This is a genomic window from Hyalangium versicolor (assembly GCF_020103695.1).
Classification (GTDB): Bacteria; Myxococcota; Myxococcia; order Myxococcales; family Myxococcaceae; genus Hyalangium; species Hyalangium versicolor.
Genome location: NZ_JAHXBF010000020.1, coordinates 1 through 26,466, shown reverse-complemented (window position 1 = coordinate 26,466; position 26,466 = coordinate 1). Strand labels below are relative to the sequence as shown.

Sequence of the window (26,466 nt, the reverse complement as noted above, 5' to 3'; positions counted from 1 at the left end):
TGCACTGGAAGTGAACCCCGGATGCGTCTTTCACACCGGCGCTGCACGAGAGCAAAAACGAAATATCTCACAGGCCTCGGAGTAGGTATCAAGTTAGAATCTGGGGAGCAACCCAGGCACCCACAGCATTGATCATGACAAATCCCTCTCTCGTTCCGCTTTCTTTCGAGCAGGAACGCATGTGGTTTCTTTTCAGGCTTCATGGAGCCGCGCCGGCTTTCCATGAGCGCGCGGGCGCCTGGCTCCAGGGGACGCTCGACATCCCCTTACTGAAACAGACACTGGCTGATATCGCCAGACGGCACGAGATACTCCGTACAACCTTTGTTGAAGCTGGCGAGCACCCAGCTCAGCGAATCGCTCCCGAGATTGCGCTCCCGTGGAGCGAGCAGGATGCGCGCACGGGCGAGGAACAGGGAACGCGAGAACTCGAGGAACGGGCGCTGACCCTGGCTCGCGACGAGGTTTCCCAGTCTTTCGATCTGGAGCACGGTCCCCTCTGGCGGGTGTGCCTGGTGAGGGTGGACGCGCAGCGGCACCTGCTCGTGGTGACGATGCATCACATCATCTCGGATGGAGACTGGACGCTCAGCCTGCTCTTCTCCGAACTCTTCTCGCTCTACACGGCACGCCGCGCGGGGCGCTCGGTGGACATCCCGGAGCTCGCGCTGCAGTACCGGGATCATGCGGGCTGGCAGCGTGAGCACCTGCGCGGCGAGCGGATTGCGCGGCAGCTCGCGTGGTGGAGGGAGCAGCTCCAAGGGGCGGCTCCGGCCCTGGACCTGCCAGTGGATCGGCCTCGTCCCGCCGTCCAGGGCTTCGCCGGGGCCACGGTGGAGCGGATTGCATCCCCTGGGCTTGGGCAGGCCGCCCGGGCTCTGGCGGAGAAGGAGGGCGTCTCGCTCTTCGCGGTGATGCTCTCGGGGTTGCAGGCCGTGCTGTATCGATACACCCGCCAGGATGACGTCCCCGTGGGAACGCCCCTGGCGGGGCGGCAGCTCCCCGGCGTGGAGCACCTGCTGGGCTATTTTGGCAACCCGGTCGTGCTGCGGGGACGTGTGGGAGATGATCCCTCCTTTCGAGAGCTCGTCCTCCGGACCCAGCAGGATTTCACTCGAGCCCAGGCGCATGGAGAGCTGTCTTTCAAGGATCTCGTCGAGGCGCTGGCTCCCGCGAGAGACCTGAGCCGCCCCCCGCTGTTCCAGGTGCTCTTTTCCCTAAGAGAGCCTTGGCCTTCCACGCTCACGAGCCCTGAATTCTCAGTCACACCGGTTGATATCGAACTCCCATTCGTTGCCTATGAGCTCATGGCATCCGCCCGAGACACGGAAAGCCAGCTGAGCTTGAAACTCGAATACAACCGCGAGCTGTTCCTTCCGGAGACGGCGGCCCGGTTGCTCGGGCACTGGGAGATGCTGCTGCGCGGAGCCCTCGAGACACCGGAGCGTCGGATCTCGACACTTCCGCAGCTCTCCCCTGAGGAAGAACATCAGCTCCTGTCCGAGTGGAACCAGACACGAGCGGCCTATCCCAAGCATGTCTCGATACACGAGTCATTCCAGGCACAGGCGCGCCGCAATCCGGATGCGGTGGCCCTGGTCTCTGGCAACCGGCAGCTCACGTATCGGGAGTTGGAACGCTGTGCGCATCGGCTCGCCCTCTCGCTGCGTCAGCGCGGAGTGAGGACCGAGGACCGGGTGGCCCTCTACACCCAGCGCTCTCCCGAGACGATCATCGCCATGCTCGGCATCCTCCAGGCCGGGGCGGCCTATGTGCCCCTCGACCCGGAGCTGCCCGCCGAGCGTCTGGCCTGGATGATTGAAGATTCCCAGGCCCGGGTGCTGGTAGCGGTGGGCGCGCCCCCACCTCCCCTGGCTGTCGAAGGACTGGAGATCCTCCGCGTCGGCACGGCGGAAGCACCTCTCTCGGACGAAGAGCTGGAACCCCTGCCCAGGAGGGGCGAGAGCGACAATCTGGCCTACGTCCTCTACACCTCAGGCTCGACAGGCACTCCGAAGGGTGTGGGCATCACCCACCGCTCCGTAGTCCAGCTGGCCTTTCACGCCGATGTGAGCGCTCACGATCGCGTCCTTCAGAGCACCACCTACTCCTTCGACGTGTCGGTGTATGAGATATGGGTTTCGCTCCTCAACGGAGCCCGCGTCGTCGTTGGCGCGAGGGATCTCACCCTGTCTCCTGGGGCCCTGGGTGACGAGTTCCGGCGTCAGGGCATCACCGTGTGCTGCATGACGCCGGCGGTGTTCAACAACCTGGTCCGGGAGACGCCCTTCCTCTTCCGGCCGCTCCGGGCCGTGCTCATCGCCGGCGAGGCTCTGGATCCCAACTGGACCCGCGTGGCGCTCGAGGAGGGGCACCAGCAGATCTTCAACGCCTACGGTCCCACCGAGGCCACCGTCTACACGCACATCCAACCCATCACGGAGGTGCCGGAGGGAGCCACGTCTGTTCCGATCGGGCGCCCCATGAGGAACGTGCAGGCGTACGTGCTCGATCGCCACCTGCAGCCCGTGCCTCGGGGAGTACCCGGTGAGCTGTATCTGGGCGGAGAGGGCCTGGCCCGAGGCTACTGGCTCCGGCCGGAGCTCACCGCGGAGCGCTTTGTCCCCCACCCCTTCTCGCAAGAGCCCGGGGCCCGCCTCTACAAGACGGGGGATCTCGTCCGCTACCTGCCGGGCGGCGTTCTCGACTTCCTTGGGCGCGTCGATCACCAGGTGAAGATCCGCGGCTTCCGCATCGAGATCGGCGAGATCGAAGCCGTGCTCGGCGACCACCCCGAGGTGAAGGAGGTCGTCGTCGCGGCCCGTGTGCTGGGGGAGGGAGACAAGCAGCTCGTGGCCTACGTCGTCCCGAAGACGATTCCCCACCCCTCCACCACGGAGCTCCGGGAGTATCTGGCGCGCAAGCTGCCGTCGTACATGGTGCCGGGCTTCTTCGTCACGCTGGATGCCCTGCCCTTGAATCCCAATGGCAAGGTGGACCGCCGGGCCCTGCCCATCCCGGATGGCACGCGTCCAGAGTTGGAGCAGGAATTCATCGCCCCTCGCACTCCCACCGAGCAGGCCCTCGCGGACATCTGGAAGGAGAGCCTCTCGCTGGATCGAGTCGGCCGCGAGGACGACTTCTTCGCGCTCGGAGGACACTCGCTGCGCGCCCTGCAGGTGATGGCTCGCATCCGCCAGCACTTCCAGGTGGACGTTCCCCTGCGCGCCTTCTTCTCCCATCCCACGCTGGCCGGATTGGCGGAGTTGCTGAGCCTGGAGAAGGGCGCGGAGCAGGCCTCTCCGCCCATTACTTCCGCGCCTCGTGGCGCCATCGTGCCGCTCTCCTTCGCCCAGGAGCGGCTCTGGTTCCTCCAGCAACTGGCCCCGGCGAGCGCCGCGTACAACTACCCGGCCTTCTTCCGGGTGCGCGGACCTCTCGATGCCGATGCGCTGGAGAAGAGTCTCCAGGCGCTCGTCTCCCGCCACGAGTCCCTGCGAACACGGTTCTCCGAAGTGGAAGGTCAGCCCGTGCAAGTGATTGCAGCGCACCTGCCGCTGCACCTCGAACGGGTGGATTTGCGAGCCCTGCCGCGCGAAGAGCAGGAGCAGGAAGTCCGCCGGCGCGCCGAGGCCGACGCGAGATACCCTTTCAACCTCCATCGAGCCCCGCTCCTCCGGGCGAGCCTGCTGACGCTGGAGGGGAATGAGCACGTCCTGCTGCTCGACCTGCACCACTCCGTCACCGACGGCTGGTCCATGGACGTGCTCTACGCCGAGTTGGCGGCACTCTATCGCGCCCTGGTCCAGGGACTGCCCCCAGCCCTGCCGACGCTCGCGTTGCAGTACGCCGATTACGCGGTCTGGCAGCGGCAGTGGGCCGAGACGCCAGTGATGGAGCAACAGTTGGCCTGGTGGAAGGAGCAACTGGCCGGGGCTCCTCCGCTCCTGGAGCTGCCCACGGATAGGCCTCGGCCTCCTGTCCAGGACTTCCGCGGCGCGCTCGTGCCCTTCCAGATCGACCGGGAGACCACCGCGGCGCTGCGGACCCTGGCCGCCCAGGAGCACGTCACCCCCACGATGGCGCTGCTCGCCGCGCTCCAGGCGCTGCTCCACCGCTACACCGGCCAGGAGGCGTTCCTCGTCGGCATGCCGCACGCCAACCGGGAGCGCTCGGAGATGGCGGGGGTGGTGGGATTCTTCGTCAACACACTGGCGATGCGGGCCGATCTCTCGGGAGAACCCTCCTTCCGGACACTGCTGGCGCGTGTCCGTGAGACGAGCCTCGGAGCGCAGGAACATGCGGACCTGCCCTTCGAGCGGCTCGTGAAGGAGCTGCGCCCCGAGCGAGATCTCAGCACTCCTCCGCTGGTGCAGGTGATGTTCGCCCCCCAGGTCTCCAAGCTGGGAGGGCTGAAGCTTCCCGGACTGGAAGTCGCGCCACTGGGTGTGGACCCGGGCCGCTCGACGTTCGATCTCACCCTGTTCTCCTGGGAGGACGCTGACACGCTCGGAGGCCAGTGGGAGTACTCCACGGCGCTCTTCGAGCGCAGCACCCTCGAGCGCATGGCGGGACACCTGAGCAGACTCCTCCAGGGCGCCGTTCGCCAGCCGGACGCGCGGCTCTCGGGACTGCCCTTGCTGGGAGAGGACGAGCGGCAGCAACTGCTCGTGCGGTGGAACGACACCGCCGTGCCCTACTCGCGCGAGTCCACGATTCCCGAGGCCTTCGCCGAGCAGGTCCTCCGGGCTCCCGAGGCCGTGGCCGTCCAATTCGGCGCGCAGCGGCTCACCTACCGGCAGTTGGATCTGCGAGCCAATCAGGTCGCCTGGCGGCTGCGCTATCTGGGCGTGGGCCCGGACTCGCGCGTGGCGATCGCCATGGACCGCTCCCTGGAGCTCGTCATCGCCCTGGTGGGCATCCTCAAGGCCGGCGGCGCCTACGTCCCGCTCGACACCGAATACCCTCGGGAGCGGTTGGCCCTCATGCTCGAGGCCGCGCGGCCCGACGCCCTGGTCACCACCCAGGCCCTGCTGCCGAAGATCCCCGCGCAGGGACTGCGCCGCCTGATCGTGGACGAGGTCCAATTGGAAGAGGAGGCCATCACCGCGCCGGACGCGGGAGTGACGGCCCGAAACCTCGCGTACATCGACTTCACCTCCGGCTCCACCGGCCGGCCCAAGGGCGTCTGCATCGAGCACCGCTCGGTGCTGCGGCTGGTGAAGAACATCCGCTATGCGGAGCTGGGCCCAGGCGAGACGCTCCTGCTGGCCTCGCCGCTCTCCTTTGACGCCTCCACTCTGGAGCTGTGGGGCAGCTTGCTCACAGGGGCCAGTCTCGCGGTCTTCCCGCCCCACCCTCCCGCGGATGCGCTGGAGCTGGCCGAGGTGATCGCTCGCCACGGCATCACCTGCCTCTATCTGTCCGCGGGTCTCTTCAGCCAGGCGGTGGACATGGCGGCCCAGGGGCTGGCGAGCGTGCGCCGCATCATCGTGGGCGGAGACGTGCTGTCCTCCCCGCACACCCGCCGCATGGTGGAGTTGGGAGTGGCCGTGACGAACGGCTATGGCCCCACGGAGTGCACCACCTTCGCGGTGACGTGCGAAATGGAGCCCCACTCCCTGGTGGAGGATCCGGTACCGCTGGGACGGCCCATCTCCAACACCACCCTCTATGTCCTGGATGGGCAGATGCAGCCGGTGCCCATCGGTGTGGCGGGCGAGCTCTATATCGGTGGGGATGGCGTGGCGCGCGGCTACGTGAGCCAGCCCGCGCTCACCGCGGAGCGCTTCGTGCCCGATCCCTTCAGCTCGGAGCCGGGCGGCCGGCTCTACCGCACGGGAGACCGGGTCCGCTGGCGCCATGACGGCTCCATGGAGTTCCTCGGCCGCCTGGACAACCAGGTGAAGGTGCGTGGCTATCGGATCGAGCTCGCGGAGGTGGAGACCGCCCTGCTCTCCTTCCCCGCCGTGTCCAAGGCGGTGGCGATGGCTCGCGAGGACGCCCCCGGCCAGAAGCGCCTGGTGGGCTACGTCGTGGCCCCGATCGATCTGGACATGGCCGCGTTGCGAGCCCACCTCGCGGAGCGCCTGCCCCGGTACATGGTGCCCTCGGCGCTCGTGCGGCTGGAAGTGCTCCCCCTCACGCTCACGGGGAAGATCGATCGCCGCGCCCTGCCAGCCCCCGGCTCGGCCCGCACCGGAACCGAGCAGAGCTATGTGGCGCCGCGCTCGGAGCTCGAGCAGGTGCTGAGCTCCATCTGGCGCGAGGTGCTGGGAGTGGATCGGGTGGGCGTGGATGATCCCTTCTTCGAACTCGGTGGACACTCGCTGCTGCTGGCCCAGGTCCGAGCGAGGATCCGCGCACACCTGGAGCGGGACATCGCCCTGGTGACGCTGTTCCAGTACCCCACGATCCGCCAGCTGGCCGCGCACCTGAGCCCCGATGCCCAGGAAGCGCCCCGAGCCGCCGCCGTCCAGCAGTCCGCGAGCGCAGCGGCCGAGCACCGCGAGCACGCCATTGCCGTCATCGGCATGTCCGGGCGCTTCCCGGGTGCACGCAACCCGAGGGAGCTGTGGGAGCTGTTGCGCGAAAGTCGCGAAGGACTGAGCCACTTCAGCCGCGAGTCACTTCACGGCTCCGACGTGCCGCCCGAGCTCCTATGGGAGCCCTCCTTCGTCCCGGCCGTGGGCATGCTGGAAGAGCCCGCCCACTTCGATGCGGCCTTCTTCGGGTACTCACCCCAGGAAGCACAGCTCACGGACCCGCAGCACCGCCTCTTCCTCGAGAGCTGCTGGGAGGCGCTGGAGGACAGTGGCTACGATCCGCGGCGCTACCCGGGCGCCATCGGCGTGTTCGGCGGCGCGGGGGTGCCTCGCTACTGGCTGCAGCGGGTGACCTCGATGGAAGTGCACCGGGGCAGCTCGGGCGACTACCGGGTGATCGTCGGCAACGGCAACGACTTCCTGGCGACACGCGTGGCCTACAAGCTGGGACTGCGCGGCCCGGCGCTGAGCATGCAGACGGCTTGCTCGACGTCACTCGTTGCCATTCACCTGGCCTGCCAACACCTCCTGTCCCGGCAGTGCGACATGGCCCTGGCGGGCGGCGTGTCGCTGTTCTCGCTGGGCCCCTCCGGCTACCCCTACGAGGAAGGAGGAATCCTCTCTCCGGATGGCTATTGCCGGCCCTTCGATGCGCAAGCGCAGGGGACCGTCCCTGGAAGTGGAGTGGGCGTGGTGGTGCTCAAGCGGCTGGAGGATGCGCTGGCGAACGGCGACACCATCCACGCCGTCATCCTGGGCTCGGCCATCAACAACGACGGAGCCCAGAAGGTGGGCTACACCGCCCCCAGCGTCGAGGGACAGGTGGAAGCCCTCCTCAAGGCCCAGGCCGAGGCGGGAGTGAGCCCGGAAACCCTGAGCTACGTCGAAGCGCACGGAACGGCCACCCCGCTGGGAGATCCCATCGAAGTCGCCGCCCTCACGAAGGCGTTCCGCCAGGCCTCGGTCGCCAGGCAGTCCTGTGCGCTCGGCTCGCTCAAGAGCAACCTGGGACACCTGGACGCGGCGGCAGGAGTCACGGGCCTGATCAAGGTAGCCCTCTCCCTGGAGAACGAGCTCATCCCCGCCACGCTGCACTTCCAGCGCGCCAATCCCGAGCTCGGTCTCGAGGACAGTCCCTTCTTCGTGAACGCGCAGCCGCTCCCGTGGCCGAGGGGCGAACGCCCACGCCGTGCCGCCGTGAGCGCGTTTGGCATCGGAGGAACCAACGCCCACGCCATCCTCGAAGAGGCGCCGGCGCGTGTGCCCTCTGGTCCTTCGCGCCCCTGGCAGTTGCTGCCGTTGTCCGCCCGCACCTCCACGGCGCTCGAAGCAGCTACCGATAGGCTCGGCGAGCACCTGCGGCAACGGCCGGAGCTGCCCCTGGCGGATGTGGCGTTCACCCTCCAGCAGGGCCGAGCCACCTTCGAACACCGCCGGGTGGTGATCTGCCAGGAGCGCGAGGCTGCTGTCTCCACGCTGGCCTCTCGCGACAGCTCGAAGGTCTTCGACGGCGTCGTCCAGCCGCAGCCGCCCCAGGTGGTCTTCATGTTCCCGGGCGGGGGCACCCAGCAGGTGGGAATGGGGCGAGAGCTCTATCAGGGCGAGCCCGTCTACAAGGAGGCGCTCGACCAGTGCGCCGGGCTCTTCGCCCGGGAGATGGACTGCGATCTCCGCTCGTTGCTGTTCGCCGAGGAAGCCGGCCGCGCCGAGGCCACGGCCCGGCTGCTGCGTCCCTCGCTCAACATGGCCTCCATCTTCTCCACCGAGTACGCGCTGGCGCAGCTCCTGCTCTCCTGGGGCCTGCGTCCCTCCGCGCTGACCGGGCACAGCCTGGGCGAATACGCCGCCGCCACGCTCGCGGGAGTGCTCTCGCTCGAGGATGCCGTGACACTCGTGGCGCTGCGCGGGCGGCTGTGTGATGCGATGCCCGAGTCCGCCATGTTGAGCGTGCCGCTGCCGGAAGGGGCGCTCACAGGCCGATGGGCCCAGGGCGTCTCGGTCGCGGCCGTCAATGGCCCCGAGAACTGCGTGGTCGCCGGCCGCATCGAGGAGATCGATCGGCTGGACGCGAAGCTCCGTGCCGGAGGGATCGAGCCCCAGCGGCTGTGGCTGTCGGGCGCCTCCCACTCGCCGCTGGTGGAACCCTTCGCGCCTCGCCTCACCGAGCGCGCGGCATCGATGAAGCTCCAGGCGCCCCGCCTCCCCCTGGTCTCCAACCTCACGGGCACCTGGATGAGCGAGGCGGATGCGCTCGATCCCTCCTATTGGGCCCGCCACCTGCGCGGAACGGTGCGGTTCGCCGACGGGCTCTCGGCCCTGCTGGCGCTGCCGTCCCCCGTGCTCATCGAGGTAGGGCCTGGCAGGGTGCTGTCCTCGCTGGCGCGCCTCCACCCCGGGGTGGGCAAGGCCCGTCTGGTGACGAGCACCTTGTCCACGTCCGGCTCGGGCCGCGGGGATCTCGAGTCCCTGCTGGGTGCGGTCGGAAAGCTCTGGTGCGTGGGAGGCGAGATCGACTGGGCCGCCTTCTCCCGCCAGGAGCGGCGGAAGCGAGTGCCCCTACCGACCTACCCGTTCGAGCGACGCGAGTATGTCCTCGAGGCCACCTCCACGACACGGGGTTCACGGCGAGTGAGCCCCCCGGAGCCCTCGAACCTCCAGCCGCCTCCCCTGCCCATTCGGGAAGCCCCCTCCGCCAGCCGGGAGGCGCTCGAGCAGGCCGTGTCGGAGATCTGGCGTGAGGTGCTGGGAGTGCCTTCGATCCGCCCGGATGATCACTTCTTTGATGCCGGTGGATCCTCGCTCATTGCCTTGCAGCTTCGCACCCGGGTGAAGGCGCGGCTCGGCGTCGCGCTCCCTGTTCACATCTTGGTCGAGAACCCCCGCTTCATCCAGTTGCTGGCGGCGATCCGACAAGCGGCGCCAGCCTCTGGTTCGATGCCCGAAGTGCGGGCCGCGCCCCCTGGGCGTCTGCTCGTCTGCCTTCAGACAGGGACTCCAGAGGTCCCTCCACTCTACCTGGTCCAAGCCATTGGCGGCACTGTCTACTCGTACATGGGGCTGGCGCGACAACTGGGCTCTCAGCATCCAGTGTATGCCTTCCGGGCCTCGGGCATGGAGCCAGGAGAATCCATCCATCCCGATGTCCCCACCATTGCGGCGCACTACGTCGCGGAACTCCTGGAACGCCAGCCACAGGGGCCCTTCCAACTGGGCGGGCACTCCTCCGGAGGCGCCGTGGCCTACGAGATGGCCCGCCAGTTGCTTCAGCGAGGCCAGGAAGTTTCCGCCGTGCTGCTCCTGGACACCCCGCCGCTGCCGCTGAGCCAGCTCCAGGTGGAACAGCCCGAGGAGCTGCTGCGCCTGATGGCTCCGTTCCGCGAACGCGCTCCCTCGGCCTGGCAGGGTTTCGCCACTGCAGTCGCGAAAGACTCGCCCTTTCGGGAACTCCTCAGGGTGCATGCCCATGCCCTGGCCACCTATGTGCCAGCGCGCAGCGCCCTCCCGCTCGTCTACATCCGTGCCAGGGAACGGAATGGCGTGCTGGACGCCCACGGAGAGCGGTGGTGGATGGATCTCACGGAAGGCGTGTTCTCCATGCACAACGTCCCCGGAGACCACTTCACGATGATAGAGCCCCCCCATGTCACGACGGTGGGCCTGCGCGTGCGACAACACCTCGCGGCAACGGAGAGAGAGCTTGCACGCACAGCAAGGGAGCAGAACGTGGCTGAAGGATTTCACTCAGATTCGAGCAACGTCTGAGTCTTTCCTGATCAGCGCGGAGTGATACACCGAGAAAAGGCGGGCGGGACCTGAATGTAATAAGGTCCCCGCGCATGACTCTTCCGGCAGCGCACTCGCCCCTCACCGTCCTGCCCGCGCGAGAGGGAATGGCAATCTTCGATTCCTCGGGTCGGCTGACCGAATGCAGCGCCGAGTTCGCCCAGTTGCTGAAGGAGAATCCCGAGAAGCTTCTCGGCCGCACGTATGAGGAGCTCCCCTTCTCCTCGGAGAGCCCCGCGCTGCCCCTGGTCCGGAAGGCCCAGGAGACAGGCAGAGGAGCCTCACAGCACCTCGCGGTGGGAGAGGCCTTCCTGCGAGTCAGTGCCCAGCCGCTCCTGACTCGGGAGGGCAGCGCTCCTCGCGTGGCCGTGACCCTCATGGCGCTCACGCAGGAGCAGGTGCCGGAGGAGCGGATACGGCAGCTCGAGACCAAGGTCGCCCGGTTCCATTCGCTGTTCGACAACCTGCCGATGATCTTCTGGGTCACCCGGGCGGACGGCGTGCCGCAGTTCCTCAATCGCCACTGGTACGAGTTCACGGGTAAATCGCCGACCGAGGAGGCGGGCAATTCGTGGCACGAGGTCATCCATCCAGAGGATCGCCCCAGCCTGGTACAGCTCTGGACCCAGAGCGTGAGCTCCGGCAAGCCCTACGAGATGGAGTGCCGTTACCACCGTCATGATGGAGCCTGGCTCTGGCACAAGGTCCGAGGCTACCCGCTGCGAGATGCCGAGGGGAACATCGTCTCCTGGCTGGGCTGCAGCATGGACATCCAGGAACTGCGGCTCGCCGTCGAGCAGGCGGACGCGGAGCGGCGCAATGCGGAGCAGGTGCGCGCGGCGCTCGATACCTTCTTCGATGCCGTCCCCGCGGGCATGGCGCTCTTCGACGAACAGCTGCGCTACCTGCGCATCAACCGCTCCCTGGCGGAGATGAATGGCCTGTCGGTGGAGGGCCACATCGGGCACACGCCCCGCGAGCTCTTCCCCAAGCTGGATCCCCATCCGGAAGATCTCTTCCGCCGGGTGCTCGACACGGGAGAAACCGTCACCTTCGAGAGCACCGGCACGTCACGGGCCTCCGACGAGGTGTCCACCTGGCTGGCATGCACGGCGCCCGTGCGCTCGCCGGTGGGCCAGAAGCTGGGCGTCGTCATCGTGATCATGGACATCTCGCAGCGCAAGCGCGCCGAGGCAGAGCGCGATCGGCTCATCGCCGCGCTCGAGCGCAGCAACCGGGAGCTGGATCAGTTCGCCTACGTAGCCAGCCATGATCTCAAGGCGCCCCTGCGCGGCATCGCCAACCTGGCGCAGTGGATCGGCGATGACCTGAAGGAGATCATGACGGAGGAGACGCAGGGGCAGATGAAGCTGCTCACGGGGCGCGTCCACCGCATGGAGGCGCTCATCAACGGCATCCTCGCCTACAGCCGCGCGGGCCGCGTGCAGAGCCAGCCCGAGAACGTGGACGTGGGCGCGCTCCTGAACGAGACCATCGAGCTGCTCTCGCCCGCGTCTCCGGCCGCCATCCACGTGCAGGGCCACATGCCCCACCTGGTCTCCGAGCGCGTGCCCCTGCAGCAGGTCTTCCTCAACCTCATGAACAACGCGCTCAAGCACGCCCTGCGCAAGGATGTGCTCATCCAGGTGCGCTGCTCCGAGGTGGGCGAGACCTATGAGTTCGCCATCTCCGACAACGGCCCGGGCATCGCGCCCGAGTACCACGAGCGCATCTGGGGCATCTTCCAGACGCTCCGGGCCCGGGATGAGGTAGAGGGAACAGGCATCGGCCTGTCGGTCGTCAAGAAGATCGTGGAGGCACGCGGAGGCTCCGTCCGGTTGGAGTCCGCCGTGGGTCAGGGGGCCACCTTCTTCTTCACCTGGCCCAAGGTCCCCGCCAAGAAATGACTGGAGTCTCACACATGCGAACGTTGAACATCCTGCTCGTGGAGGACGACGAGGTGGACGTGATGAACGTCCAACGGTCGTTCAAGAAGAACAACATCAGCAATCCGCTCTACGTCGCGGGCAATGGCGTCGAGGCGCTGGAGATGCTGCGCAGCGGCGCGGTGCCCGCGCAGAACCGGCTCATCCTCCTGGACATCAACATGCCGAAGATGAATGGCATCGAGTTCCTGCGAGTCCTGCGAGCCGATCCCGCGCTGCGCGCCAGCCCCGTGGTGGTGCTCACCACCTCCAACGACGACAAGGACCGGATGGAGAGCTTCCAGCTCAACGTGGCGGGCTATTTACTCAAACCCGTCACCTTCTCCTCCTTCGTGGACCTGATGCTGGCCCTCAATAAATATTGGATGCTGGTGGAAATGCCCTGACTCCGTGTCCGTCCGCCGACAGACCTGGGATTCAAGATTAACCATTAATTATCCCAAATCAAGGGAAATCCAGTGTAAACAGCGACTCCTTTCCAACACAGGAGGAGCTGTGCCGCACATCCGATCGTCCTTCCGACCCCTGTCGCTGATTGCCCTTCTCACCTCGCTGGCGGCCTGCTCTGGAGCCCCAGAGTCCCCCAGCGAGGAGCCGGTGGGAACGCAACCGCAGTCCGCGCTCGCCACGCGGGTGATTGGGTATTTCCCCACGTGGAATGGCACCGTGAGCGCCATCCAGTACGACAAGCTCACGCACATCAACTACGCCTTCGTGGTGCCCACCGCGCAGGGCGGCCTCACCGGTCCGAGCAGCAGCGACAGCCGGCTGCTGTCGCTGGTGCAGACGGCGCACTCGCGCGGCGTGAAGGTGTCCATTGCTGTCGGCGGTTGGAACGACGGGAATGACTCCGGCTTCGAGCAGCTGTCCGCCAACGCCAGCACGCGCACGACGTTCATCAACAACCTGGTGAACTACGTGAACCAGGCGGGGCTGGACGGCGTGGACATCGACTGGGAGTACCCGGATCCGGGGACTTCGTCGCAGAACTTCGCGGCGCTGATGAAGGAGCTGGGCACCGCGCTCCACAGCCGGGGCAAGCTGCTCACCGCGGCCGTGGTGGCCAGTGGCTCCACGGGTGGGGGCGTCCCCGTCGGCACCTTCGCGGACGTCGACTGGCTCAACATCATGGCCTACGACGGCGGCTATCCGCACTCGACGTACAACTATGCCGTCCAGTCGCTGGATTACTGGCTGGGGCGCGGGCTGCCCAAGAGCAAGGCGGTGCTGGGCGTTCCGTTCTATGGCCGCTCGCCCAGCGCGTACGTGGGCTATGCCGCCCTGGTCGCCCGGGACTCGCAAGCGCCCTACAAGGACATCGTGGGCGACGTCTATTACAACGGCATCGCCACCATCCAGGCCAAGTCCCAGCTGGCGCTGCAGCGCGGCGGCGGCGTGATGATCTGGGACATTTCCGATGACGCCACCGGCAGCGCCTCGCTGCTGAGCGCGATCGCCCAGTCGCTGCAGAGCGGTGGCGGCACGACGAACCTGCTCGACAACGCCGACTTCGAGAGCGGCAGCCTGTCCAGCTGGAATGCCGAGTGGCACAGCGGCGTGCTGGCCCACAAGGTGGACACGGACACTCCGTACACGGGCAGCTACAAGCTCACCCACTGGGCCTCGTCGGCCTACCAGCAGATCACCGGCCAGTCGAAGGCCGTGGCCAACGGGACGTACCGCGCCAGCGTGTGGATCCGCTCCAGCGGCGGCCAGCCCACGCTGCGCCTGTATGTGAAGAACCATGGCGCCGCGGAGGTAGCGGTGGACGTGGGCTCTGGCGCCGTGACGGGCTGGACGAAGTACACGATCAACAGCGTCACGGTCACCAACGGTAATATCGAGGTGGGCGTGTACAGCAACGCCAACGCCGGCAACTGGGCCGCGTTCGACGGGTTCGAGCTCGTCAAGCTGTAACGGCCGCTGGCTCGGGGCGGGCGCTCATGCGTCCGCCTCGGCTCGATCCGTCACTCCCAGGACTGCGAGGGCGGCGGCTGATCGATCGTGAAGGAGTTCAGCCAGGCTCGCAGGGCCTCGGGCTCCCAGGGCAGGCCGTCCGGCCAGAGGCGGATGCTCCCGTCCTGGCCCGTGGAGGCCAGCGTCTTTCCCTCGGGGAAGAAGGCCACAGCCTCCACCGGCCCGGTGTGGCCGCGCAGGGCACGCCACTCGCCGGTGGCCAGGTCCCAGAGCCGCACGGTCTTGTCGAGGCTCGCCGAAGCCAGGCGCGTCCCATCGAGCGAGAAGGCCATGCCCAGGACATCGGACGGGTGGTCGAGAACAGCGTGGGAGTACGGCTCTCCGGTGTGTCCATCCCAGAGCCACACGCTGCCATCCTTCTGGCCACGGCTCGCCACCACATCGCCCCGAGGCGAGTAGCGCAGCTCCACGACGCCCCCGCCGCTCGTCTCCTGGGTGTGATTCTGGCCCGTCTCCAGGTCCCAGAAGATCACCCTGTGGTCCATTCCTCCGGACACGAGGAGGTCTCCCTTCATGGGCTTCGGCGAGAAGGCCACGGTGCGCACGGCGCTCTTGTGGCCGGACAGGACCCGGACCTCGCCGGTGGCCACGTCCCACACCCGCACCGTGCCGTCATCTCCGGCAGAAGCAATGCGCTCGCCGCCCGGTGAGAACGCGAGCTGCCACACCTTCGCCCCGTGTGCTCCGAGCAGGTGCCCCTTCCCCGAACTGAGTTCCCACAGCCGCACGTCTCCCTTCTCATCCGCCGTGGCGAGACGATCGCCAGCCTGGGAGAAGTGCAGCGCCGTCACGGGCTTTTCATGTCCTCGCAGGAGCGAATGCTCGCGGCCAGTGTCGGACGCATACAGAGACACCCTGCCATCGAGCCCTCCCGAGGCCAGCCACTGGCCGTCCGGGGAGAAGTCCACCGTGTTCGGGGCGAAGTTGAACGCCTCCACGAGCGTCTTCCCCGTGGCGACATCGAGGAGTTGGAGCGCTCCATGCTCGGTCTGCGTGGCCATCCTCCGTCCGTCGGAGGAGATCTCCAGGGCGACTTCAGGCCCCCCCGCCATCGAGAGCACGCGGTGGAGCTTGGTGTCCATGGAGAACAGGCGGACCTGCCCATTGAAGCTGGCCACGGCCAACTGCCGATCATCCGGAGAGAACTGGACGAGGTGGGCCTGCTGTCGGGCCCGTCGCAGCACTCGAGGTTCTCCGGTCTCGACTTCCCAGAGAACCGAGGTGCGGTCGACACTGGCCGAGGCGAGGTAGCGGCCATCCGCGGTGACATCGAGGCTGTTGACGGAGCCTTCGTGCTGGCGGAACTCCCGCGCCTCGCCCGTGGCGGAGTTCCGCAGCCGGATCACTCCCTCCTGGGTCCCGATCACCACCCAGGGAGTTCCCGGCACGAAGGCGAGCGCGGTGCCAATGCCCAGGTTGCGCGCGAGCAGCCGGCGCTCGGGAGTCCCAGGCGTCCAGGCGATGAGCTCTCCCCGGGTGTCCACGGTGAAGAGGCGACCGTCATCGGCGAAGCCTCCCACGGTGGGCCGGACCTGCTCCAACTCCTGGAAGGAGCCCTTCTCCATCTCTCCCAGGGCGGAGGGCGCATCACCATGGCCTCGCACGAAGACCCAGGAGCCCAGCGGTGAGGCCACCAGCTCCTCGATGCCCTGGATGCCCGTATGGAACGTGGAGGACTGGCCGGTGATCAGGTCCCAGCGATGGAGCACATCCTCCGTCTGGGTCGCGGCGAGCAGGCACCGCCCCTGACAGCCCACGGTGAGCGCCGACACGGGCCCAGGCAGCGTCGCGAAGATGCGGCCCTGGCCAGTGGCGGGGTTCCACTGGCGCAGGACGCCATCCTTGCCGCTCGAGATGAACTCCTGGCTCTGCGGGAGCATCCGGATGCGCCATACGTCGTCCAGATCGGTGTCCGTCCCGCTGTGCTCGTGCAGCAGCCGGTGGCTCTTGCCCTTCTGGGGGTCCCAGACACGCAGCGTGTGATCGTCACTGGCGGAGACGAGATACCTGCCGTCGGGCGTGAAGGCGATGTCGTTGACGTGCTGGGTGTGGCCGTACAGCACAGTGGCGAAACCGTGGGCCTGGGCATCCGCCGCGACGGTGCGCACCGCGGTCCATTGTTTGAAGTCGGGGGAGATCCTCCGCAGCGAGTCGAGGGCGTCATTAGGCGCCTCCTCCACGGTATCCCGCGCCTTCGTCAGCAGGAGGTTGTCGGAGAGCTCCTGGGCATGCTCTCGGGCGGTTCGGGCGGCGTCGCGCTGGGAGAGGATCTCGAAGAAGCTCTCGGTGCCCAGGGCGGCGAGCAGCAGCAGCGCCACGGCCGTGACGGTCACCACGGCCCGATAGCGCCGCACGAAGCGGCGCAGCAGCTCCAGGCGCGAGTACTCGTAGGCCCCGACGATCTGCCCCGTCTGGAAGCGCCGCAGGTCCTCCGCCATCTCGCGCGCGGTGGCGTAGCGCTCCGAGGGCTGACGCGCCATCGCCTTGCTCACGATGGCCAGCAGGTCCCTCGGGATGTAGTCCTGGCGGCTGGAGAGGGGCGGAGGTGGGCCCTTCATCACCTGCGCCAGCACCTGATCCGAAGTATCCCCCGCGTAGGGACGAGAGCCCGCGAGCAGGTGATAGAGGATGGCGCCCAGAGCGTAGACGTCGGCGCGCTCGTCCACGGGCTGACCCGCGGCCTGCTCGGGAGGCATATACGCGGGCGTCCCCATCACCGCGCCGAGCCGGGTCAGTCCTCCGTCCGGAGCGTTGCCCGCGGGCAGCGGGGCCACGTGGGACGCGACGCTCTCCGAGCGAGAGAGATCCTTGGCCAGGCCCCAGTCGATGATCACCGTCTCGCCGAACGCGCCCACCAGGATGTTGGCCGGTTTGAGGTCGCGGTGGATGATGCGCTCGGAGTGCGCGTAGGCCATGGCCTCAGCCACCGCCACCACGTGGGGCAGCAAGGCCAGCCGCTCCTTGAGGGTCCGGTGCTCGGCGATGACGTCCGCCAGCGAGCGTCCGGAGACGAGCTTCATCGCATAGAAGAGCTCGCCATCCGGCCAGCGCCCCATCTCGTGCACCGGGACGATCGCGGGGTGCTGCAGCCGCGCGGTGACGAACGCCTCGGTCATGAAGCGGGATTCGGTCTCCGGAGACGGCAGCAGCATCTGCTTGAGGGCAACGGGCCGACCGAGCCGCAGGTCCCTCGCTCGGAGGATGCGGCCGATACCGCCGTGCGCGATCTCACCTTCAATGAGGTAGTGCGTGGGATCCACCACGGGCAGGAGATGGCCTGGAGGCAGAGCTTCCGGGAGCGGAGAAGGCCGTACCGTGGACGCATCCCCGATGCCTGAGGGATCCATCCTGCCAAAAGAGACTCCGATGGGCACCGCGGGAGCGGCGGGAGCGGTCTCTGACGGGGTGGACTCACCGGGGACAGCATCCGTCTCGGCAGGTTTGGCCTGGCTCATGTCGATTCCTGGAGCCTACACGGGATACGTGCGGCGCTGTCCTTCACCTGGCCAGAAGATCCGCGACACGGCCAATGCGCTCGCGACGAATCGCCAGCAGGTTGAACTGGGTGTTGTCCAGCGTTCGCAGCTCCACCGGGAGCAGAACGGGGCGCAGCCGCAGCCGCGTCCGAGAAGGCAGCGAGCGCACCTTGAAGAGGGCGTACTGCTCCTGGGGAAAGAGCGGCTCCAGATAGTCGGGCCGGACGAAGTCGGGGGTCACCTCGATGAGCGCGGCCCGGATGCGGCCGGAGCGCAGCAGCTCCGGAGCGCCCGCGAAGACCTGGGGCTCCCAGCCCTCCACGTCAATCTTCAGCAGATCGATGGGACCGAGCGCGTGGACCTCGGGGACGTCATCGAGCCTGCGGACCTCAACGGGGATGGTCTCGATCACATCCCAGCCCGACTTGCGCAGGGTGGCGAGCCCTTCGTTGCCCTGGAAGCGCTCCAGTTGGAGCTGGCCGGGGCTATCTCCGAGGGCAAAGGGCAGCACCGTGACTTGAGACAGCTCGCGGGTGTTGGCGAGCAACCGCTCGCGCACAGGCGGAGAGGGCTCGAAGGAGACGACGCGGCCCTGGGGTCCACAGAGCGACGCGAGCAGCACCGAGTACAGGCCGATGTTGGCGCCGATATCGAGGCAGTGGCCTCCCGGGTCCACGAGCCGGGAGGCGATGAGCATCTCGGTCTGCTCGTAGACACCCTGGTAGATGCTCCGCTCCGCGAGATCGCCCAGGCGCAGGGACAGCCGGTGCTGCCCGTTGACGAGGAGCGTGGCGGACGAAGGAGCCTTCACCCATTGCTGCGCCAGCTTCCAATAGGTCTGCGAGCGGCGCAGGCGCCAGGTGGCCAGTTCATGAAAGAGCCGGTGGAGCAGCGGGGCATCCGGAGCCAACCGGGTCAACGGGGAACGGCTCATCGAGAACTCCCCCACTCCGCCTCCGCGGCGTCGAACACGAAGCTGGTTTCGGCATGGCAGATCCAGTCGGTGGGCTTGCCGGTGCGCCCGTCAGAGACGGAGAGGCGCACGCCGCGCAGCCTCGCCCCGCCTCCGTCCAACCCCCCGCTGAGCAACCGGTCCACCTGCCTCAGCGTCCGAGGCGCGGGCGGAGTGCCCGAACCCTCGACGATCAGAGGCTCCGCGGTGATCGTCACCGCTGGGTTGGCGCCATTGATGGCCACCAGCACCAAGGCCTTCGCGCAAGGGGCGAAGCTCAGCGTGACGGAGGAGCCGGGAGTACACAGGTTCCAATCGGCGAGCGCCAGCTCCACGGAGTGCGGCACGCCCTCGGTATTCGCATTGCGATAGAGGGAGAACGTCCGTCCGGCGCCCGTGTCCCAGCGAGGCTGCACCAGGCGCAGGAGAGTGCCGTACTGGAAGATCCAGGGTTCGGGAGCCTCTGCGGTACCCGAGGCGGGAAAATCCCGGTGCGCCACCACCACCTCGGGGTGCTTCTTCATCTCACGCTCCCACCACACGGTGCGCCGGTACTCATGCTCGTGCGGTACGGGGAGGAGCGCGCCTTCCCCCTGAAGCGACCGGGTGACATAGGTGCTCCAGTAGTCACCGAGCAGCGGCGCTCCGGGCTTGCGCTGCTCGAGGCGGCGGGCGGTGGACTCCAGCTCGAAGAAGTCCGGGTTGGGCATCGGCGCAGGCAGAGCCCACGCGCCCCCTGCCAGCGCGATGATGCCCAGCCCGGCGAGCACATGCGGGCGCAGGCGAGACAGGCCCGGCACCAACCCGACAGCGAGCGCTACCGCGAGCGCCCCGCTGAAGCAGCCGAAGAGGAACAGGGGCGCGAAGTAGCGAGTGGCGTAGTCATTGAGGCGCACGTGGTTGATCACCGTGAGCAGCACCACATGCGCGGCGGCGAGGAGCCAGGTGGCCAGTACGAGCACCGCGCCCTCCAGCAGCACGGCCTCCCGCGAGCTACGAGCGCGCAGCGTGCGCCACAGGAACACAGCGGACACACAGGCGCCCACCATCCCGGCGGCAAGCCACGGGAAGAACGAAGGGAGCATCAGGTTGTCCACCGTGATGCGAGCGTTCTGCCCCAGGAACTCCCAATCGATGCTGAGGAGCGTGGTGCCCCGCTGGCCGAACCGGTGCCTGGCGAAGTCCAGGTAGCCGAAGCGAATGCTCCGCTCCACCACGACGGCCGCGAGGATGACCAGCACGGCCCCACCGAAGCGGCGCCAGAAGCGGCGGCCGGCAAAGAGCTCCGGGGCCAGCAGGCGCGCACGCACGGCCTCCACGCAGGCAAGAATGAGCAGGAGCGGACCGCTCACGGTGGACGTCCAGACGGAGACGAAGGACAGCAGGAAGGAGCGTGCGCGGAAGAGGCGGACCGCGCGGCGGGGAATGGGACGGCCTTCGTGCTCCACCACCTGCTCATTGTCCCGCCGCAGGCTCCACCAGGAGAGGAGCAGCATCGTCATCTGCCAGGGGTACACCTGGGCGAGCTCGAAGAGGACGGCACGCAGCGGCGTATCCGCGAGGAGGACGGCGGTGTACAGGCCGGCCCCGAGCACACGGAAGCCACGGCTGAGCGCGCCCATGACAAAGGCGCCCCCGAGCAGCCATGCGGTGAGCCATGCGTGCAGGTGCAGGTACGTCCAGGTGAAGCCGAAGAGGTGGTTGACGACGCGCGCGGCGAGGAAGGGCCAGGAGCCGAACCGATCCTGCCCATAATAGTAGTAGTCGAAGAAGCTCCACCCCGGGGCGTTGCACATGATCACCGGGATGGCGCAATCCGAGTTGTAGAGGGGCACCTGTTGCGTCTGCGGGTTGAGCACCTGGGTGCTGCGAGCGACGAGCAGGCCGAAGAAGAGGAGGGCCCCTGCCCCTCCGAGCACCCGAGCCCACGTCGCGGCACGGGCCTCGGCGGGAGCGCGCGTCGTCTCTTCGAGGGGCCTCATCGTGGCCGAGCGTGTACCACCGACGATGGGGGCTATCAACGCGCCCCTCGGCCCGCCGCTGTTGCCAGCCAGGCAACGCAGCCCTCGAGCCTTGTTGCCGCCCTGTCCACAGCGCCTGAACACTCCCCGCTCTGAGAGCAGGCCTGTGGCGAGGCTGGCTCGGTTCCTGCTTCGAGGGGGACGTCCCCGCCGCGAGGCAACCCTGCTTCACGGGAGGGACAGCCCCTCACCCCAGGAGGTTCCACATGTCGAAGAGAGACACGCTCTGGCCTCGCATGACCCGTGTGCCGCTCGGCGCCCTTCTCTGCTTGTTCGTCGCCACGCAGGCACTGGCAGCGGACAGGGCCGAGCTCGCAGTCCCCGCCGAAGTGGATCCGTGCGATTGCGGCCCCATCGACGTGGTGTTCGCCATCGACGACACCGGCAGCATGGGCAGCTCATTGGCTGCCTTCAAGGCGTCCTTCCCCACGCTGTTGGCGCAGATCCAGGCCTCGTCCATCGATTACCGGCTGGGACTGGTGACCTTCAAGGACACCGTCACCGTCGTGCAGAACCTGGCCGTGGGCAATGACGCGGCCATGCAGACGTCCATCAACAACCTGACGGCTTCAGGGGGCAACAACGCGCCCGAGGCCTCCGACGAGGCCCTCAACACCGTCATCCACAACATCCTCTCGCGCACGAACCAGACTGGCGCCTTCTCCGGCATCTGGCGTACGGGGGCCCGCAAGTTCATCGTGCTCATCACCGACAACCTGCCCGGTGGCTTCAACGACGCCTATACCAGCAACGCGCTGGCCAATGCCCAGGCGCTGGATGCCTTCAATCAGGGCATCGCCATCCACGCCGTGTACGTGCCCACCTCCGGTACGCCGAACGCCACCGTGGTGAGCATCATGCAGAACTACGCCAACGTCTCGCATGGGCTCTACCGCCAGACGCTGCCCAATGGCTCGGATCTGCCCCAGGCCGTGCGAGACTTCCTGAGCGGCTGCCGCACCGCCTCGGACGTCTACATGCGCGATGACGCCGCGGACCTGGGCTTCGAGCCGGGCACCGCCCCCTCCATCTACATGAGCCCCGACATCAAGGTCTGCAACAGCCCCACCAGTTGCGCCTATCCGGGCACCAACCCCGTCGCTGGCACGACGAACAACCACATCTTCGTCACCCTGCGCAACCACGGCCCGATGCGTCCCCCGGGCCCCATCAGCGGCTCGCTGTACGTGTACTACCTGCCCTCGGGCGGCAACTCGACCTGGCCGGGCAGTTGGCAGCTCATCAAGGTGGAGCATGGCCTGTTCCTGACGACCGGTGAGGACCGCGAGGTGCGCATCAAGTGGGACAACATGCCGGGCGCTGGCCACTACTGCCTGCTGGCGCGCTGGGTGTCCGCGGGCGATCCGATGACGTTCCCGGAGCTGATCGGCTCGAACGTGGTGAACAACACGCGGCAGAACAACAACATCGCCTGGCACAACATCGACATCCTCCGCGTGGTGTCCGGTGGCACGGTGACCACCACCTACAACGTGCGTCCGGTGCCGGGCCGCGCGACGGACCTGGTGTTCAAGCCGACGGTGGCTCCGTTCCCGGGCACCATCGCGCTGACGCTCAGCACCAAGATCTACGATCTGTGGAAGGCCAACGGCGGCAAGGCTGATGGCATCGAGGGGGCCCAGGGCACCACGCTGTACATCAGCCCCAAGGGCGGAGCGCTGCGCGGGCTCCTGACCGACGCGACGCTGGACGAGCGGCTCACGCTGACGTTCCTGTCCAGTGGCGCCACGGGCAACTTCCCGCTCCAGGTCTACGAGCTCGACACCCGGGAGCAGAAGGACGTGGGCGGAGTGCTCTACGACGTGACCGTGCTGAGCCCGACCGCCAGGCCCTTCGCGGTGGAGTTGGGTGCACAGCGCACGACCGATGGGCTGGTGGAGCTGACCTGGCCGCACGCGGCTCACCACAAGGCCTACCGCATCTACCGCGGCCCCAGCACGGACGCCGCCGCGGCCACGCCGATTGGCGAAGTGGACGCCAGCAAGTCCACGGAGACGGAGGCGGTGCGCTTCACCGACCGCAACAGCAAGGGCGTCACCTACTACTACTTCGTGGAGAGCCTGAGCGGCGGTGGTTCGGTGCTCAGCGCTGCTGCGACGGCGGATAGCTCGCTGAACAGGTAGTACGTCGGAGCACGGAGCGGTAACCCGGGAGGGGCTGGAAGCCAGAGGGCTTCTGGCCCCTCCTTGTTGTCAATCATGAGCCGACTCGTCACAGCGCCAGCAACGCGGAGAGAACCCTTCCCCTCAAGCCCCGTCGACGGGCAGCTCGCAGGTCTTCAACAGCCGCATGATCCCGGGATAGCCCAGGGTCACCGCCGTCGCGCAGGCGGACGCATAGTTGGCACCGCCGAACAACACCCAGGCGAGCGCCTGCCCCGCGGTCCACTCGCTCTCACTGAGCGAGGGATCCAACAGCGACGCCCTGAGCACCAGGTCCGCGACCCGGAAGCGGTGCCAGTCTCCCGTCGTCTTCAGCCACGAGGGGATGAACACGTTCTCACCCCTCTGGCGGTCCAGCTTGTTCTGTTTGTAGAGCCGCCGAGCCGGCTTGTAGCCTAACGACACCGTGGCGACGACCAGTCCGGTGCCGACGGCCACCCAGCCCGCGGGGTTCCAGCAGTTCATCACCCCAAAGAGGGTCAAGGTCGTGAAGGCGCTGCCGGCGGTGCAAACGGAGGCACCGGCGATGGAGGCCTTGGAGCGCAGCTTCATCTTGCCGAGCTTCCCGTTGATCTTCCCGATCAGGTACGGGACACCCGGAGTGAGCGCAAGGGTCACGAACGTCTTGCGATCGAGCGCCATCAGTTGATCCAGCCGCCCGCCGAGCGTCTCGGAGACGCTGGAGAGCCGGGAGAGCTCCTCATGCTCGCCGTAGAGCGAGAGAACTCCGGAAACCAGCCCCGCAGGTGCCGCCACCAGCTGAGCCACCGTGCCGACGGCCGTCGCGGCCTGCGTGCCCGGGCCGTGCACCATGTTGGCGATGGCGTTCGCCATGGTCGCCCCGGACTTCGCCACGTTGGCGCCAGCCTTCACCAGGTTCAGGGCGGCCTTCACCTTCGTATCCCCGAGCTTGCCCTGGTAGATCGCCCGGAATGTCTGCGCGATCGTCATGAGCCCGAGGATGCACTCTGGGCCGAGCGTCCAGTCGCTTGTCGTCAGGAAGGCCATCGGGCCCGCGGACGAATCGGCGGCGTTCTGGAGGCTGGCGTCGATGGTGGCCGCGACCGCGGAGATCGCCGACTCGGACGTACCGGCGTAGTCGAAGAAGAAGTCGGCCCCCGAGAAGTCCTTGTCGTAGCGGCCTCCGCTCAGGATGTACAGGTGGGAGGCGGCTATCGCCTTCCGCAGCGCCTTGGGGTCCTTCTTCGAGGCGGCCATGAGCTTCTTCATGGCTTCCGCGACGGACAGCGGCGGTGGGGAGGGTTCCCGTGCGTCCGGTAGGACCAGTCCTTGCTCGAACCCGTTGTCGATGGCCAGCGCGTCCGCCTTCTCCGAGACGGAGGCGTCGATCCGAAGCAACGAGCCCGACTCCACCCCGCGCAGCGCGGCGATCGAATGGGGATCGATCTCCAGCAGGCCGCCGTGCCCGGAGTTCCCGCTCCGGGTGGCCGGGCTGAGGGGGTGGTCCCACGTCGCGAGCTCACCGCGCACCGTCGGCAGCAGCCCCAAGAGTCGCTCCGCGGCAGGCACCCGCTTGCTGGGCTCGCGGCTCGTGAGGCGCCAGGCGGCGTAATGCTTGTTCTTTTGCCAGGTGATGTAGTGCTGGAGTGCCTTCTCCAGCGCATCCAGGCCCGCCAGGCACCCTGGCTTGTCGCCCTTGGAGAACGCCTTCCACCAATCGCCCAGGGCGGTGTCCACCTTGCCGATCGAACTCTGCGAGCGGAAGTGCTTCTTGACGGAGGAGTCCTCCTTCCACTTCTCGAGCGTCGGCAGGGAGATGGAGGAGGGACGGGAGGGAATGGGAGGTGGCACGCGCCCCGTCCAGGGCCTGGCCTCGGGCTCGCCGCGCACCTCCATGGAGGGCACGAGGGTGGTGCGCGCGAGCAGGGGCACCGGCTTCCAAGCGCCCTCCGGGCGCCACAGACCGCAGGTATCGCACTGCTCGATGTCCAGGTGCAGCTCGCTGCCGGGCCCCATGCAGCCGCACTCCCAGTACCCCGGACGGGTGACATGTCCCCGGAGAGGGCTGGAGCTCGTCGTCTTCGGCTGGCTCGGGCTCGGGCTCGACACCGGCCGGCCGGAAGGCTTGTGGAACTCCTTGCCCAGGGCCTTACCGACGAACGCCGCCTGGTTGTTCTCGAACCGCAGGAGGCTCAGGCAGTGGCGGATCTGAGCGTCGCTCAACCGGGTGTTGACCTGCCGCCGAAGATTTCCGACCTCGAGGGCCGAGATGGGTCGCCCCGCGAGCCGAAGGAGTGAGTAGTAGAGACAGTGGCCACCTCCATCGTTCTCGATGGGTACAAGGCTCGTTTGCGGCCACGCGCGGTAGTGAACGCCATTGTAGACCAGTCTCTCGGCGCGGCCGTTCGCGGGACCGACGCGGGCAATCATGGGGCGATTGGGGAGTCCATCGTGGTGGATGGTCGCGCTCAGGTTCAGCTCATGGGCCGCAGCATCGGCCTCCATCCAGCCACCCCAGACCGACTGGTTCATGTCCATGAGATCGCTCCGATAGGCGGCGATCATCTCGGGAGTGATGGCGGCCCCTCCCCCTCCCCCGTTCCCAAAGCGTGAGGGCGAGAGCCCGTACAAGGTCCGGACGTTTCGAACGGCGTCATCGAAGGCCTGACGGTCATTCCCCGTGAGCTTCTGGGCGGCTGGGTCCTGCAGAAGCTCTTCGAGGCGCGACGACGCGATCTCCTGGGTGAGGGTCTTCGCCGCGAGTCCGCCGATGAGCTCGAAGATCCGGGACATCGGGTCCAAGGGGCCCTGCGAGCTCGCGGCGACGGACTGGCGGGTGGTCGCCTTCATCGCCGGCACATGGATGACCACACTCCGCACGGGCTGGGGAGGCGGCTCGTCCGCCACGACCGGCTTGCTGAATTGCGCCCACGCCTTGGGATCCTGAGTCGTCCAGACGCAGTTCACCCAGACCTCTGGCGATGGGGTCCGTGCACCGAAGATGGCGACAAGCGATGCCGAGGGGGAGAGATCCGCTCCCTCCGAGTTGCGGATGCGGCTGAGCTTGGAGCACTTGGGAATCTTCCCCTGCAGGGACAGACTCGAGAGGGCGTCATCCAGCTCGACCTCCAGACCTCGGGAGCCCAGGTTCACCTTGCGGGTGAAGTCGCCAATCGGCGTCTCCTTGAACACGAGTTGCACCTGCATCGAGGCCTCCCTCCACGCACCCGGTGAAGAGACAGTCTCTCACGCCCCCTCCGCCTCCCGAAGACTCTCCAGGGTAGTGGGGATATCTCCCGCCCCGTCCACGGCGGAGACCATCCGATTGAAGATCCGGCCTGTGTTCGTCTGCCCGACAACATCCTCCAGGAAGCGCGGACCTGCGACTGCCACGGAGAACGTCGGCTCGGGATCCGTGATCACCGCGTCGATGGCACGCAGCGGGAGTCTTCCCCTGCTCCGCAGCTCCAATATCTGGGAGCTGTGGCGGATCCGTTCAACTGTCGCCACCGAGGTCGGGGTGAACCAGTTCCACCGAGATCACCGAGGACCAGTGAACCACCCGGCGATTTCAGAGCAGTTCTCCGCCCAAGCCGACAGCGCCAAGAGTGCGCAGGGCCGA

Annotated in this window: 10 protein-coding genes; 6 read left to right on the top strand and 4 right to left on the bottom strand. The window is 67.4% G+C overall.

Annotated elements, in window-relative coordinates; translation table 11 throughout:
* The first annotated feature begins 134 nt into the window (after positions 1 to 134).
* The 4 genes from KY501_RS35410 (at position 135) to KY501_RS35395 (ending at position 14,191) form a co-directional block, all read left to right on the top strand.
* A complete protein-coding gene (locus tag KY501_RS35410; protein ID WP_224368182.1) occupies positions 135 to 10,307 on the top strand; it encodes a non-ribosomal peptide synthetase/type I polyketide synthase in 10,173 nt (3,390 codons plus the stop codon).
* A 128-nt stretch (positions 10,308 to 10,435) separates the two neighbouring features.
* On the top strand, positions 10,436 to 12,235 hold the full coding sequence (locus KY501_RS35405; RefSeq protein WP_255637095.1) for a PAS domain-containing sensor histidine kinase: 1,800 nt from the start codon (positions 10,436 to 10,438) through the stop codon (positions 12,233 to 12,235).
* A gap of 14 nt (positions 12,236 to 12,249) precedes the next feature.
* Positions 12,250 to 12,660 (top strand): response regulator, encoded by a 411-nt coding sequence (locus tag KY501_RS35400; protein ID WP_224368180.1) that lies wholly within the window; start codon positions 12,250 to 12,252, stop codon positions 12,658 to 12,660.
* A gap of 109 nt (positions 12,661 to 12,769) precedes the next feature.
* Positions 12,770 to 14,191 carry a glycosyl hydrolase family 18 protein gene (locus tag KY501_RS35395; RefSeq protein WP_224368179.1) on the top strand — a complete coding sequence of 474 codons (1,422 nt, stop codon included), beginning with the start codon at positions 12,770 to 12,772 and terminating at the stop codon, positions 14,189 to 14,191.
* A gap of 50 nt (positions 14,192 to 14,241) precedes the next feature.
* Here the strand turns inward: KY501_RS35395 and KY501_RS35390 are convergent, their stop codons facing one another.
* The 3 genes from KY501_RS35390 to KY501_RS35380 are packed head-to-tail and all read right to left on the bottom strand — an operon-like array spanning position 14,242 to position 20,661.
* Complete coding sequence (locus KY501_RS35390) at positions 14,242 to 17,706, bottom strand: serine/threonine-protein kinase (protein WP_224368178.1); 3,465 nt, start codon at positions 17,704 to 17,706, stop codon at positions 14,242 to 14,244.
* Between the two features lie 43 nt (positions 17,707 to 17,749).
* Positions 17,750 to 18,661, bottom strand: coding sequence for an FkbM family methyltransferase (locus tag KY501_RS35385; protein ID WP_224368177.1), 912 nt, complete (start codon positions 18,659 to 18,661; stop codon positions 17,750 to 17,752).
* Positions 18,658 to 20,661: a hypothetical protein gene (locus KY501_RS35380; protein ID WP_224368176.1), complete on the bottom strand. Its 2,004-nt coding sequence runs from the start codon at positions 20,659 to 20,661 to the stop codon at positions 18,658 to 18,660. The genes KY501_RS35385 and KY501_RS35380 overlap by 4 nt, the downstream gene beginning before the upstream one ends.
* Before the next feature lie 245 nt (positions 20,662 to 20,906).
* On the opposite strand from KY501_RS35380, the gene KY501_RS35375 reads away from it, so the two are divergent.
* The gene (locus tag KY501_RS35375; RefSeq protein ID WP_224368175.1) at positions 20,907 to 22,844 is read left to right on the top strand and encodes a vWA domain-containing protein; all 1,938 of its coding nucleotides are present in this window, start codon (positions 20,907 to 20,909) and stop codon (positions 22,842 to 22,844) included.
* Positions 22,845 to 22,967: 123 nt separating this feature from the next.
* On the opposite strand, the gene KY501_RS35370 is transcribed toward KY501_RS35375, so the two are convergent.
* Positions 22,968 to 26,051 carry a hypothetical protein gene (locus KY501_RS35370; RefSeq protein WP_224368174.1) on the bottom strand — a complete coding sequence of 1,028 codons (3,084 nt, stop codon included), beginning with the start codon at positions 26,049 to 26,051 and terminating at the stop codon, positions 22,968 to 22,970.
* A gap of 208 nt (positions 26,052 to 26,259) precedes the next feature.
* On the opposite strand from KY501_RS35370, the gene KY501_RS35365 reads away from it, so the two are divergent.
* A partial coding sequence (locus KY501_RS35365; RefSeq protein ID WP_224368172.1) for a hypothetical protein occupies positions 26,260 to 26,466 on the top strand: 207 nt, incomplete at its 3' end.

Bases quoted from the DNA above. Each gene is read 5' to 3' on its own strand.
- KY501_RS35410 (WP_224368182.1), top strand. From the start codon at position 135: ATGACAAATCCCTCTCTCGTTCCGCTTTCTTTCGAGCAGGAACGCATG.
- KY501_RS35405 (WP_255637095.1), top strand. From the start codon at position 10,436: ATGGCAATCTTCGATTCCTCGGGTCGGCTGACCGAATGCAGCGCCGAG.
- KY501_RS35400 (WP_224368180.1), top strand. From the start codon at position 12,250: ATGCGAACGTTGAACATCCTGCTCGTGGAGGACGACGAGGTGGACGTG.
- KY501_RS35390 (WP_224368178.1), bottom strand. From the start codon at position 17,706: ATGAGCCAGGCCAAACCTGCCGAGACGGATGCTGTCCCCGGTGAGTCC.
- KY501_RS35385 (WP_224368177.1), bottom strand. From the start codon at position 18,661: ATGAGCCGTTCCCCGTTGACCCGGTTGGCTCCGGATGCCCCGCTGCTC.
- KY501_RS35380 (WP_224368176.1), bottom strand. From the start codon at position 20,661: ATGAGGCCCCTCGAAGAGACGACGCGCGCTCCCGCCGAGGCCCGTGCC.
- KY501_RS35375 (WP_224368175.1), top strand. From the start codon at position 20,907: ATGTCGAAGAGAGACACGCTCTGGCCTCGCATGACCCGTGTGCCGCTC.
- KY501_RS35370 (WP_224368174.1), bottom strand. From the start codon at position 26,051: ATGCAGGTGCAACTCGTGTTCAAGGAGACGCCGATTGGCGACTTCACC.